Below are 12,514 nucleotides of genomic sequence, written 5' to 3'. Positions count from 1 at the left end.
CTGTAGGGTCCCGCGGTAGCCTAGCCTGGGAGCGGCGGCGGACTGTAGATCCGCAGGTCCCCGGTTCAAATCCGGGCCGCGGGACCACCAGAATTCTAACGGCCTTTTCTGAGAGCTTCAAACCGTTGGATTTCCCGTCTCTGTGAGCCTTTGCTCCAATTGCTCTGGTTCTTATCCCCTTACAACACGCTGAGTTTGACCCCCATCCCCACGAGAAAAAACTTTTTAATCTTTGGCGCCATGTTAAACTTTGGTGTTTAAAAATGGGGAACCGGAGCTTTCTCACCGAGCAGCAGATTAGGATACTCCGCCTGCGAGCGAAGGGGTTGAAGCAGAGCGAGATCGCAGAGATGCTGGGCACGAGCAGGGCCAACATAAGCATCCTCGAGAGGCGCGCCCTTGAGAAGATAGAGAAGGCCAGGAACACAATCCTCATCTGGGAGCAGATAAACTCCAAGATAAGCGTTGACGTGAAGAAGGGAGAAGACATCTTCAACGTCCCGGAGAGGCTCTTCCGGAAGGCTGACGAGCTCAAGGTTAAGGTTCCCTACAGCACCGCCGAGGTGATAGCCTTTCTCGTGGAGCACGCTCCAATAAGCGACAGGATAGCGAAGCGCGACTTCACTCTCTTCCTTGACGCCAAGGACAGGCTGAGGATAAGCGAGTGCCTACTTGAGGACTTCGATAAGGTAGGGAAGCAGGAGTGACGTGAAGACGCCGTTCAGGGCCATGGCCAGGCCGCTCACCGCCCCCGCCAGCTCGTCTTCAAGGATTATCCTCGCCGTCCCGAGACCGTGGGAGCTGACTCCCATTGCCAGTCCCCTGGCTATTCTGTCCCTCACCCTCGCCAGGCCGAGAAGCTCTGGGCCGAGGGCGTTCCCCATTATCCCGGTCAGTATCACGAGAACCGCGGTTAATGCTGGAATGCCCCCTATCTTCTCGCTTATGCCTATAGCTATTGCCGTGGTAACGCTCTTCGGGGCTATGCTGAGGAGAACCTCCTCGCTTCCGCCGAGGAGTTCGGCGATGTAGAAGGCGCTGAGGATGGCGACCGTTCCGCCGACGGCTATCCCAAGCGTTATCTCCTTCGCGTAGGCCTTTATGGTTTCCCTGCCCTTGTAGACCGGAACTGCCAGACTCACAACCGCCGGTCCGAGCAGGAACTTGAGTATAACCGCGCTGTCCATGTAGCTCCCGTAGGGGATTCCGAACCACCTGAGGATGACCGCTATCGTGATTATGGAGAGGAGAACCGGGTTGGTATAGAAGGCCCTTTTCCTGGCGTGGAGCTCCGAGAACAGGTAGAAGACAACGAGGGTGAGCGTTATTCCGAGTGGATTCATTCCTCGCCCCTCCTGAGGAGTTCAACCGTCTTCGCGGTGACGACCAGCGTAACCAGGAAGCTCAGTATCAAGGCGACGAATATCGGCACCGCTTGGCTCTTTATGAGGCCGATGTAGGTGACTATCCCCACTCCTGGGGGAACGAACATGACGCTCATGTTCCTGACGAACAGCTCGGCCTCACCTTCCACCCATTCCAGTCTGATGGCACCCGTGAGGAGTGCCGCTAGGAGGAAGAGCATGCCGAGCACGCTCCCAGGGATCGTCAGGTTGAGGGCAAAACTGGCGAACTCACCCAGTGCGTAGAAGCCGAAGATTATCGCCAGTCCTCGGTAGGGCCTCATGCTCTAAGCTAGGCGCTCCACCTATAAAAGCCTCCCGAAAGGTCAATAAGGTTCGGGGTCGAGTAGGGGCGGGTGGTTCCATGCTCCTCAGGGACTATAGATTCCCCCCAAGGTACGGCCCCGAGTGGGGCAGCGGTGGAATTTTTGGACTCAAATACCACAACGGAACGCTCTACTTCACGCTGGCCTTCGAGGCCGATGCCCACTTCACAGACGTGAAGAGCGGCGAGGAAAAGACCTACGACTTCACCCTCCTTGGCGAGGCTCCGACCAGCGGCGGCGACACGTACAACGCGGTCGAGACGGTTGACGAGTTCATCTACTTCGGTGGCTGGGTTCACGCGCCGGCCGTTTACCGCGAGGAGGGGAGGATACTCTTCCACAACAAGTACTCCCACGTCCACGTCTACGACACCGAGAACGACTCCATAAGGCTGCTCTGGAAGGATTCCATTCACCACGAGACCGACTGGGCCGGTGAGGTGAGCGATATCCTATACGACCCCGCCAACGACAGGCTCCTCATCGCGAGGGAGGACGGGCATGCAAACCTCGGCGTCTACGCCCTTGATAGGAGAACCGGGAAGGCTAAACCCCTCATCCACGAGCCGTCCCTCAAGGGGACGATAGTTCACGATACGGCCTTCTTCGGCATCGGCAGCAACTTCACGGAGGGCCTGAGGGAGATAAGGGCTCTGGACCTGATAGAGGGCAGATGGCAGACCTTCAAGCTTGGTGAGAGCGTCGACGGGCGGCCCTACATAAGGCCCGAGTACGGCCCGCTGGCGAGTGCCTACAACAGGGCCTTCGCCTTCGTTCGCGGTGGAATAATTGCAGGAAACCCCTTCATGGGTGAGGACTTCCGCTTTTTCCGCCTCTTCGAGTTCTACACCTTCTACGCCCCGTTCAGGGTGAACGCGATAAACGTCGGGGGAGGCATCCTCACAGCCTACAACGCCCACCACGACGCGGTTTATAGAAGGGACTCAGCCAACGTCGGCATGGAGTGGGCGGCAACGAACACCATAACCGGCCCCAGTGTTCTCCTCTACGTTGCCCCGCCGATGGTCAAGATAGTAGGGGCCTTTGGCGCCAGGGTCACGAGCATAGAGAAGATGGACGGGAAGCTCCTGGTGGCGACCAACACGGCACCCAACACGGGCGCGACCGAGGCGACGCCCTTCGACACCGGGGCCAGGGACATAGTGGTTCTCGACGAGAAGATACTCCAGGAAAAGCCCCCCGCGGTGAGCTTCTCCCTCCCGCTGGCACTCCCGGGCATGGCGAAGAACCTGGGCGCCGGAACCTTCGGCGGAATCCCGCTGGACGGCTACCGCGAGCCGAGGATGGTTCTCTACCTGAGCGGGGACAACAGGCTGACCGTTCACGAGTACGATCTGGCACTGCCGGCTGGGGAGGCAGTGAGCGAAACCTTCGACGTGAGGGCCGGAAAGAACGTGCTCGACCTGAGCTCATTCAGCGGCATCGTGAGCTTCGAACTGGAAAAACCGGATATGAGGGGGAAGGTAAGAATAGAGCTCCGCTGAGCCTTCCCCTTTACGATTCCATTCTTCCGAGGAGGTTGTTCCACGAGTAGCTGGATTCTATGAGTTCCCCAACGGTTACGGTCTCCTCCCTCTTTATCTCCGGCTTTAGCTCGCTGAGCTTTTCTAGGAGCTCCTCCCTCGGAAGGGCCTCCTCATCGAATACCACGAAGCCGTTCTTGGCGTAGCCGTTGATGAACGCCCTCCAGACCCTCTCGTCCTTCAGGAGCTCGTACTGCTTGCCCATTGCCCTCTCCCAGTCTATGCTTCCAAATCTGAGGACCAGTTTGGTAAGCCTCTTCTCCGGCCTGACCGTCATTCTACCACCTCACTCCCTGGGGTTTGTCCCAAAGTAGTCCTCTATGTCGATGTACGTCTTCCGGTAAATCTCGCTGTTCTTCATCCGCTCGACGAACTCCTTGGTTCTGATGTACTTGTCCTTCTGGTACTCCCAGTCCGGGTGCATGGCCTTCCACTCCTCCCAGGTGTAGCTGAACTGGTCCTGCACCTTGTCCCTGTAGAGCTCCGGAATCACGTTGAAGGTACAGAAGGGCACTATCCTGCCGTCGGGCATGGCGTAGTGAATGACGCAGCGCTCAACCCTCTCGACGTCGTAGTTGTACTCGTCCATGAAGTGCATCATTCCGAGGAATAGGGCGTTGGTGTGGAACTTTCCGAGGGCGTCGTAGTTTCCGTGCATGAAGGCGTTCTTTATGAGTTCGAGGACGCCGATGCCCTCCGGAGCGTACTTCTCGTCGTAGAAGCTCTTGAACTTCATGAATATCTCCGCGCCGAGCTTGAGCTTCTGGAGCCTTCCGAGGGTCTTCCACTGCTCTATCTCCTCCGCCTTGCTCTCCAGGTACTCTACGAATCCTTCGACGTCGAGGAACCTGCTTATTGGAACGACACGTTTCTTCTTTCTGTCGAGGAAGATGTAGGTCGCCGCGCCGCAGCAGTAGTGGCTGGTCATGTAGTAGCGCGAGCCAGTGAAGGCCTCGAAGAACCTGGCTATGTGGCCAGCGATCGGAATCGGGTACCAGTCTTCCATGACTATGGCCCCGTTCGTCTGCTCCTCGATGCGCTTTATAGCACCGGGTATGGTTATCCTAAAGCGCTGGCGCTCCTTCTTTGGAACCCTGCCAACGAGGGAAATCGGCTGGAAGTTAACGCCCCTAACGATATCGAGGTGGTTCAGGCCGAAGTTGATTATCGCGCCGAGCTCATGGTCGTTAACGTTCCTTATAGTAGTCGGCACTAGGACTATGCTCGGCCCCTTCGCCTTTCTCACGTTCTCAAATATGAGCGGAATCTCCCAGTGATTCTTCCAGTTGGTCTGAGGCGTCATTCCATCGTAACTCAAGTAGAGAACGTTAACACCGGCCTGCCTTACCGCCTTGACCAGCTCCGGCTCAAAGGCGAGCTTTATTCCATCCGTGTTGAGCTGGACGTGATCGTAACCCTCTTCCTTCGCGATTTTGATTATCTCGACGAGGTCCTCCCTGAGCGTCGGCTCGCCGCCGGTGAACTGGACGGCGTTGGCCCCAACGGGGTACTCCTTCTTGGCATTGCGGAGCATCATACGAATCTGCTCTAGGGTTGGTTCGTATATCGGCTGTCCCTCCTTGGCGTAGAAGAAGCAGTACCAGCAGCTTAGATTGCAGCGGTTGGTGAGCACTATGTTGAGCAAATTGGTGTGCGAGCGGTGCCTCGCGCAGAGACCGCAGTCCAAGGGACAATTGACGCCGGAAGCGTCAACGTTGGCACTCATGAGCTTGAAGTCGAACTTCCACTTCTGGAACCTGTAGTACTGCTCAACATCCTCATAATATACATCGGTTATCATGCCCTCGGGACAGCGCTTCGTTATCCACACCTTACCATCCTTCTCCCATACGAGGGCCGGAACGACCCTTCTTGTCTCCGGACAGAGGGAGTACGTTCTGTGCGGCAGCGGCCCACCGTACGTTCTGCTGGCCTTCCTGAGCATCTCCTCGAACTGCTCCTCACTGATCTCAGGGAACTCGATTATGTCCCTGATCCTTCTCGTGGATTCGGCAAATTCCTTTTCGCCGCTGGGCACTTCACCAACGCTCTCTGCCATTCTACTCACCTCTCCAACTTTCACCTTTGGTCAATTATCCAATTCTCAGGTATAAAAACTTTTGCGTAAATATGAAGATTTTCCTGCATATCTCTGCCCCACATCTGGGTACTGGGCTAAGGGTTAAAAGCACGCCGTCAAAATTATCCCGGTGGTGAGATGCCAGCGAGAGAAATGAGGATGGAGATGTTCCTCCGCGCCCTGCTCAGGAGGGACTTCACCAAGGCCAAGGCCCACCTCGAGAAGCTCCAGAAGATGGCGGGCTCCGACGAGTGGGGAAGGGGCTACGGAAAGGCAATAAACGGCTTCATGAGCGCCCTCAAGGACAACGACACCGATGCGCTCATAGTCCAGCTCGTAAACGAGCACGACAGGGAGAAGGCCGAGAAGCTCCTGGAACACTTCCAGGGAATCCTCGAGCACGAGTTCCGCGACGAGTACGAGAAGGGCTACTACACGGCCTGGGTTGAGTTCCTCAACGCCTACCTCGCCCAGAAAACGCTAGCACTCAAGAAATGAGGTGTTTCCATGGGAAAGGAAGAGGCCATGAGAAAGCTCGAGGAACGTATAAGAAACTGTCAGAAATGCCCCCTCGGAAAGCTCAGAACCCACGCCGTCCCCGGCTCCGGGAGCTACGACGCCAAAGTGATGTTCGTCGGCGAAGCACCAGGCTATTGGGAGGACCAGAAGGGCCTGCCCTTCGTCGGCAGGGCTGGAAAGATACTCGACGAACTCCTGGCCGAGATAGGCCTAAGCAGGGAGGAGGTCTACATAACCAACATAGTCAAGTGCCGCCCGCCTGAGAACCGCGACCCCACCGAGGAGGAAATCAAAGCCTGCTCACCCTACCTCGACAGGCAGATAGACATAATCAGGCCGAAGGTCATAGTCCCCCTCGGAAGGCACTCCATGAGGTACATCCTCGAGAAGTTCGGATTCGAGGCCGAGCCCATAAGCAAAATACACGGAAAAACCTTCGAGGCCCACACGCTCTTCGGAAGATTCGTCATAATGCCGATGTACCACCCGGCCGTTGCCCTCTACAGACCTCCCCTGAAGGAGGAGCTGAGGAAGGACTTCAGGAGGCTTAAAGAGCTGATAGAGGGTCAACCATGAAAGGCCCTTCAATTTTCAAATACTCTTCCGAGTGAGTCGTCCGTATTTAGCGTTTTTTAAGCCTCAAAGCCCCTTTCCTGAAGCTTTTTCTGGGAAAGATTTTTATGGTATTGGTGCGCATTATTGTACCTGAGAGCATGCATTAATGCAGGGATACACCAGTGTTCACCAGAACGCAAGAAATTCGATTCAGATGTATGGAAACGGCCCACGGGATTTTCGAAAACATGTCATTGTGTCAAAAACTTTTCAGGAAACCTTATATTGCACCCAAGGATTCCAAGGCATGATATTTAGGTGGGGGTGAAACTGTGTCGGATTTCGGAGTACTGTCTCTGCTGCCACCCCTGGTGGCTATTATCTTGGCGATATGGACTAAGAGGGTTATCCTGGCTCTGTTCGCCGGTGTCTGGATTGGAGGCGTAATGGTCTCCGGCTGGAACCCGGTGACGGGAACCACCCAAACCCTCGACTGGATAGTCGGCAACGCCATCGATGACTGGAACGTCAAGATACTGCTCTTCGACTTCCTCATCGGTGCGGGCGTGGGACTCATATACAAGTCCGGAGGAGCGATGGCGATAGGTCGCGCCCTGGCGAGCAAAGTGCGCAGCAGCCGCGGCGCCGCGATGATGGGATGGCTCCTCGGCGTGCTCATATTCTTCGATGACTACACCAACACCATCATCGTCGGTAACACCATGAGGCCCATCACCGACAGGACCCGCGTTTCCCGTGAAATGCTCGCCTACATAGACGACTCAACGGCAGCGCCGGTTGCGGGACTGGCTCTGGTCTCGACCTGGATAGGCTACGAGGTCGGCCTCATCGGTGATGCATTCAAGGACCTCAACGTTGACTACGGCGCCTACGTCGCCTGGATGCACAGCGTTCCCTTCAGGTTCTACTCGATACTCGCGATAATACTGGTCTTCATCGTGGCCTTCACCCACAGGCACTACGGCCCGATGCTCCACGCCGAGTACCGCGCCAGGACCGAGGGCAAAGTCCTCCGCGACGGTGCGAAGCCGCTCATGACCACCGAGATTGACCTCGGCATGCCGAAGGAGGACGGCAGCGTCCACATCTTCATATGGCCTATACTGACGCTCATATTCGTCACCCTCTACGGCATGTGGTACACCGGCGGCGGTGGCGCGGCCTACGCTGAGGGCGGTCTCATGGAGGTCCTCGGAAACTCCGACTCGGCACTGGCGCTCCTCTGGGGTTCCTTCGCCATGGTCGTGGTTGCCTTCTTCCTCGTCCTGGCCATGAAGCGCATGACCATCGAGGAGGCCGAGGACGCCATCGTCCGCGGTATGAAGCAGATGGTCATAGCCAACACGATACTGCTCTTGGCCTGGAGCATCAAGAGCGCCACCGACGCCGTCGGGACCGCCCCGTACATCGTTGACCTCGCCAAGAGCGCCGGTGTGAGCGGAAGCTGGGTGCCGCTGATAGTGTTCCTCATCGCCATGTTCATCTCCTTCACGACCGGAACGAGCTGGGGAACCTTCAGCATCATGCTGCCCATCGCCATACCGCTCGCCTACGGAGTTACCGGCTACGTCGGCCCGGAGGTCTTCGCGGCCATCGGTGCGGTCTTCGCCGGCGGTATCTTCGGCGACCACTGCTCACCGATCAGCGATACGACCATCATGAGTTCCATGTTCTCCGGTTCGGACCACATAGACCACGTCACAACGCAGGTGCCGTACGCCGTAACAGCGTCGAGCGTCGGAATATTCCTCTACCTGCTCTTTGGCTTCGGCGTCCACAGCTGGGCGGTACTCCTGCCGCTCGGCCTGATCCTCCTCGTCGGCGCCTGGTACGTCCTCAGCGAGTGGTACGGCAAGAAGTACGGCATACCGCACGGAAAGGTCCCGGTGTACGTGGCCGAGGAGTGAACCTTTCCTTTTCCCTTTTCTCGCCACTTTTAAAAGGCCAAGGGCGCACTTTTCTCGGAGGTGAGAGGTTGCTCGTCAGAACCTTCGTTCCGGCCCACATAACGGCGTTCTTCGTTCCCAGATTTCACGATGACCCGCTTAGAGCCGGCTCCCTTGGGGCCGGGGTGAACCTAGACAAGGGCGTCAACGTCTTCGCGAGCATAGAAACCGGTACCCTTGAGAGGCACATACACGTCGCCTTCAACGGCGAACCGGTTGAGAGAAAAAGGGCGATAATAAGCTACTCCGTCGCGGACGAGCTGGTTCCGGATGACTTCATCGGGGAAGTTGAGATTTGGCAGTACTTCGACTTTCCGAACGGCCACGGCTTCGGCAACAGCGCCGGAGGTGCCCTGGGGACGGCTTTAGCGTTGAGCTACGCCTTCGGGGGGACGTGGCTTAAAGCTGCCCAGGTGGCCCACCGGCATGAGGTCCTCAACAGGGGCGGCCTCGGCGACGTTGTGGGTCAACTGGCCGGAGGGATAGAGGTTCGCGTCAAGGCCGGCGGCCCGGGCGTTGGCGTCGTTGACAATCTCTTCTTCGAGGATTACCGCGTTCTCGTCGTCCCCCTGGGCAGGCTCTCAACCAGGGAAGTTCTGGACGGCGACATCGTGGATGCCATAGAGCGCGAGGGGAGGGAGGCCCTTGAGAAGCTCCTCCTGGAACCGGGGCCTGAGAGGATGATGATCCTTGCGAGGGAATTCGCGGAGAAAACCGGCCTCCTTAGCGGTGAACTCCTTGAGCTGGCGAGGGAACTGGACAAAGTTATTTCCACCCCCAGCTCCATGATAATGCTTGGAAGGGGTCTCTTCGCCCTTCTCAGGGAGGACGAGGTGGAGAATGCCATAACCCTCCTCTCCGACCTCAACCTGCCCTACGACGTGACCGGAATCCACGAGGGCAGGCCGAAGGTTGGCAGGTGGGTTGGTTAGTAAACCCTTATTCCCTCGTTTAGAACGGTGCGGTGGAACGAGGTTTCTCTCCACCGCTCAAACTCCTCCCGTTTTTCCACGATAACGTTGAGAACTACTCCGTGTTTCATCAATACTTCAAAGATCCCATCTATCAGCTCATCTAGGGACACGTCTCCGACTACGAGCAGGTCAACGTCGCTCTCTTCGGTGTAGTCCCCCCTCGCATAGGAGCCGAAAAGGTAGACTCCCTCAATGCGTCCTTCAAAGTTTTCCCTTAGGAAACCCAGAAATTCCTCTAACGCTCTTCTCCTCGAATCCATCCTGACACCAGCTCCTGGGCTTTTTCAAGGAACTCTAGAGCTAAATCGAGGATTTCTTCGGCTTCCTCTCTGGACGGGGTGTACATAACGTTGTAGTCGGCTTGACTTCTCATCTGAAACGCCTTTGTGAAGGCCTTTCCATAGTATTCGTCCAGTAGTCCTTCCTTGATGTAGCTCATCCCAAGCATCGAGAGGGTTCCTGAGTGCTTCTTTGGGGTTATACCCTTAATTAACAGGAGGGCTCTCGCGGAGTGGAACATTGAGTAGTATGCCCTGCTTATGGCGTCCCGGTACTTTCCATGCTCATAGAGAATTTGGGCTGATGAAAGCTCCTCCTCAGCGACTTCTAACTCTCTTGTTATCTCCTCTCCCTTCATGGTTCGTCATACGCTTTTTAGATATTTAACACTAACCCAATACCCTTTTATCCCCCTTCCTCCTAACTCCATTCAGGTGGTGAAGATGAAATACGCCGAACTGGCCGACCTCTACAGGCGCCTGGAAAAAACGACCCTCAAGACCCTCAAGACCAAATTCGTCTCCGATTTTCTCAAGAAGGCACCCGATGAACTCCTTGATATAATCCCCTACCTCATCCTCGGAAAGGTCTTCCCTGACTGGGACGAGAGAGAGCTTGGGGTCGGCGAGAAGCTCCTCATAAAGGCCGTTTCCATGGCTACCGGCGTTCCCGAGCGGGAGATAGAGAACTCCGTGAGGGACACCGGCGACCTCGGTGAGAGCGTTGCCCTGGCCCTGGAGAAGAAAAAACAGAAGAGCTTCTTCTCTCAGCCGCTGACCATAAAGCGCGTTTACAACACCTTCGTGAAGATAGCCGAGGCCAGCGGGCAGGGAAGTCAGGACAGGAAGCTGAAGTACCTCGCCAACCTCTTCATGGACGCCCAGCCGGAGGAGGGCAAGTATCTCGCCAGGACGGTTCTCGGAACCATGCGCACCGGCGTTGCGGAGGGACTCATGAGGGACGCCATAGCGAGCGCCTTTGGAGTCAAGGCCGAGCTCGTCGAGAGGGCTTACATGCTCACGAGCGACTTCGGCTACGTCGCGAGGGTGGCCAAGCTCAAGGGCAACGAGGGCCTCTCAAAGGTCAGAATCCAGGTGGGCAAGCCCATAAGGCCGATGCTCGCCCAGAACGCGGCCAACGTGAAGGAAGCTTTGGTAGAGATGGGCGGAAAGGCGGCGTTCGAGATAAAGTACGATGGAGCACGCGTTCAGGTTCACAAAGACGGCGACAGGGTCGTTATATACTCCCGCAGGCTGGAGAACGTGACGAAGTCCATCCCGGAGGTTGTTGATGCCGTCCTGGAGAGCGTAAAGCCCGAGAAGGCCATCGTGGAGGGTGAACTCGTTGCCGTCGGCGAGGGCGGGAAGCCCAGGCCCTTCCAGTACGTGCTGAGGCGCTTCAGGAGAAAGTACAACATCGAGGAGATGATAGAGAAGATCCCCCTCGAGCTGAACCTCTTCGACGTCCTCTACGTTGACGGCGATGGGATGATAGACACGCCCTTCTCCGAGCGCAGGAAGAAGCTGGAGGAGATAATCTCCCAGAACGAGAGGATAAGGCTGGCTGAACAGCTGGTAACCACCAGCGCCGACGAGGCTGAGGAGTTCTATCAGCGCGCCCTTGAGCTCGGCCACGAGGGCCTGATGGCGAAGCGCCTGGATTCGGTTTACGAGCCCGGAAACAGGGGCAAGAAGTGGCTCAAGATAAAGCCCACGATGGAGGACCTCGACCTCGTCATAATCGGCGCCGAATGGGGAGAGGGAAGGCGCGCACACCTCCTAGGCTCCTTCCTGGTTGCGGCCTTCGACCCGCACAGCGGCCAGTTCGTCCCGGTTGGAAAGGTCGGGAGCGGCTTCACCGATGAAGACCTGGCCGAGTTCACCAAGATGCTCAAGCCCCTCATAGTCCGCGAGGAGGGCAAGTACGTCGAGATAGAGCCGAAGGTCGTTATCCAGGTCACCTACCAGGAGATACAGAAGAGCCCGAAGTACGAGAGCGGCTTTGCCCTTCGCTTCCCGCGCTACGTCGCTTTGAGGGAGGACAAGAGTCCCGAGGAGGCGGACACGATCGAGCGCATAGCCCAGCTCTACGAGTTCCAGGAGAGGTTCAAGGCGAAGAGGTGACCTCGTTTTCTTTCGTTTCTTCAAAGTTTTCCCGCACTTCGTCCGACTTTTCACCCTCCTTCGGAACCAGTCTTCCGGCAAGCTCCGCGGCCTTCTTAGCCATTAGCGGGGTGGCCAGCAGGAGGCCCGTTGAGAGTCCAGCGAGGTACGCGACCACGTTTCCGGAATACCCGTCCACCATCGCCAGGGAGGGAAGGTCGTAGAGGGTGTGTGCGATCATCGAGAACGCCAGTCCGGCAAAGCGCTTCCATCCCCTCTCGCCGAGCAGGAAGCCTATCGTGATGGCCGCCCAGATGGCGTGAAGTCCCATGAGGACGATTCTGACCCCAACGAGGTACGCCGGCTGGTTGAGGGCGAAGATTCCCGCGGTGTAGAATATCCCCTCCACAACGCCCAGGAAGAGACCCGCGCCTATGACGAGCTTCCACTTTTCCCATTCCGGCGAACGCTCGAAGAACTTCATGGGCAGGAGCTTCACCGACTCCTCGATTATCCCCGCCGCGAAGGCCAGGGCAATCCACGTTTTGAGGAACAGTAATGGTGCCTCAAGGACAGAGGCTATGACGAGGCCAAGGATGCCGAGGGCGAATCCCGGAACCTTCCAGCCGCTCTCCGGGAAGGAGCGCCACCTCTGGAGGGTGTACTTGATCGCCAGCAGAACGGACAGGCCCCCGACTACGGTTATGATTCCGAAGTAGTACTCGATGACCTTCTCCGGTGTGAGCATGGTACTTTCTTCACTCT

Annotated in this window: 14 protein-coding genes and 1 tRNA gene; 8 read left to right on the top strand and 7 right to left on the bottom strand. The window is 57.0% G+C overall.

What is annotated here, in order from left to right:
* The first annotated feature begins 9 nt into the window (after positions 1–9).
* Positions 10–87, top strand: a tRNA-Tyr gene (locus tag A3L10_RS08000).
* Between the two features lie 176 nt (positions 88–263).
* Positions 264–707: a Tfx family DNA-binding protein gene (locus A3L10_RS07995; RefSeq protein WP_088867121.1), complete on the top strand. Its 444-nt coding sequence runs from the start codon at positions 264–266 to the stop codon at positions 705–707.
* Here A3L10_RS07995 and A3L10_RS07990 read toward each other — a convergent pair.
* Entirely contained in the window at positions 669–1,343 is a 675-nt protein-coding gene (locus A3L10_RS07990) for a CidB/LrgB family autolysis modulator (protein WP_088867120.1), read from the bottom strand. The genes A3L10_RS07995 and A3L10_RS07990 overlap by 39 nt on opposite strands.
* Entirely contained in the window at positions 1,340–1,687 is a 348-nt protein-coding gene (locus A3L10_RS07985) for a CidA/LrgA family protein (RefSeq protein WP_088867119.1), read from the bottom strand. Before A3L10_RS07985 ends, A3L10_RS07990 begins: the two co-directional genes overlap by 4 nt.
* A gap of 80 nt (positions 1,688–1,767) precedes the next feature.
* Between A3L10_RS07985 and A3L10_RS07980 the strand changes: the two genes are divergently transcribed.
* The gene (locus A3L10_RS07980) at positions 1,768–3,234 is read left to right on the top strand and encodes a DUF2139 domain-containing protein (RefSeq protein WP_088867118.1); all 1,467 of its coding nucleotides are present in this window, start codon (positions 1,768–1,770) and stop codon (positions 3,232–3,234) included.
* 10 nt (positions 3,235–3,244) lie between these two features.
* Here the strand turns inward: A3L10_RS07980 and A3L10_RS07975 are convergent, their stop codons facing one another.
* Together A3L10_RS07975 and tes are read right to left on the bottom strand one after the other, a co-directional pair.
* The gene (locus A3L10_RS07975) at positions 3,245–3,550 is read right to left on the bottom strand and encodes a DUF3213 domain-containing protein (protein ID WP_088867117.1); all 306 of its coding nucleotides are present in this window, start codon (positions 3,548–3,550) and stop codon (positions 3,245–3,247) included.
* A 9-nt stretch (positions 3,551–3,559) separates the two neighbouring features.
* The gene (gene tes, locus A3L10_RS07970; protein WP_088867116.1) at positions 3,560–5,332 is read right to left on the bottom strand and encodes a tetraether lipid synthase Tes; all 1,773 of its coding nucleotides are present in this window, start codon (positions 5,330–5,332) and stop codon (positions 3,560–3,562) included.
* A gap of 159 nt (positions 5,333–5,491) precedes the next feature.
* Here tes and A3L10_RS07965 point away from each other — a divergent pair, with 159 nt between their 5' ends.
* From A3L10_RS07965 to A3L10_RS07950, 4 genes are all read left to right on the top strand, one after another.
* Positions 5,492–5,851 (top strand): hypothetical protein, encoded by a 360-nt coding sequence (locus tag A3L10_RS07965; RefSeq protein ID WP_088181204.1) that lies wholly within the window; start codon positions 5,492–5,494, stop codon positions 5,849–5,851.
* 9 nt (positions 5,852–5,860) lie between these two features.
* A complete protein-coding gene (gene udg, locus A3L10_RS07960; RefSeq protein ID WP_088867115.1) occupies positions 5,861–6,448 on the top strand; it encodes a type-4 uracil-DNA glycosylase in 588 nt (195 codons plus the stop codon).
* A 311-nt stretch (positions 6,449–6,759) separates the two neighbouring features.
* Positions 6,760–8,355 carry a Na+/H+ antiporter NhaC family protein gene (locus A3L10_RS07955; RefSeq protein ID WP_088867114.1) on the top strand — a complete coding sequence of 532 codons (1,596 nt, stop codon included), beginning with the start codon at positions 6,760–6,762 and terminating at the stop codon, positions 8,353–8,355.
* Between the two features lie 68 nt (positions 8,356–8,423).
* A complete protein-coding gene (locus A3L10_RS07950) occupies positions 8,424–9,326 on the top strand; it encodes a pantoate kinase (protein ID WP_088867113.1) in 903 nt (300 codons plus the stop codon).
* Here the strand turns inward: A3L10_RS07950 and A3L10_RS07945 are convergent.
* Together A3L10_RS07945 and A3L10_RS07940 are read right to left on the bottom strand one after the other, a co-directional pair.
* A complete protein-coding gene (locus tag A3L10_RS07945) occupies positions 9,323–9,628 on the bottom strand; it encodes a nucleotidyltransferase domain-containing protein (protein ID WP_014013154.1) in 306 nt (101 codons plus the stop codon). The two genes, A3L10_RS07950 and A3L10_RS07945, sit on opposite strands and share 4 nt — an antisense overlap.
* Positions 9,604–10,005 (bottom strand): HEPN domain-containing protein, encoded by a 402-nt coding sequence (locus A3L10_RS07940; protein ID WP_088867112.1) that lies wholly within the window; start codon positions 10,003–10,005, stop codon positions 9,604–9,606. The genes A3L10_RS07945 and A3L10_RS07940 overlap by 25 nt, the downstream gene beginning before the upstream one ends.
* Before the next feature lie 85 nt (positions 10,006–10,090).
* On the opposite strand from A3L10_RS07940, the gene A3L10_RS07935 reads away from it, so the two are divergent.
* A complete protein-coding gene (locus tag A3L10_RS07935) occupies positions 10,091–11,770 on the top strand; it encodes an ATP-dependent DNA ligase (RefSeq protein ID WP_088867111.1) in 1,680 nt (559 codons plus the stop codon).
* Here A3L10_RS07935 and A3L10_RS07930 read toward each other — a convergent pair.
* A complete protein-coding gene (locus A3L10_RS07930) occupies positions 11,754–12,497 on the bottom strand; it encodes a PrsW family glutamic-type intramembrane protease (protein ID WP_088867110.1) in 744 nt (247 codons plus the stop codon). The genes A3L10_RS07935 and A3L10_RS07930 overlap by 17 nt on opposite strands.
* Between the last annotated feature and the right edge of the window lie 17 nt (positions 12,498–12,514).

The sequence above is a fragment of the Thermococcus radiotolerans genome, assembly GCF_002214565.1.
Lineage (GTDB): Archaea > Methanobacteriota_B > Thermococci > Thermococcales > Thermococcaceae > Thermococcus > Thermococcus radiotolerans.
The sequence above is the reverse complement of the archived record's forward strand: the minus strand, read 5'-3'. Positions and strand labels throughout refer to the sequence as shown.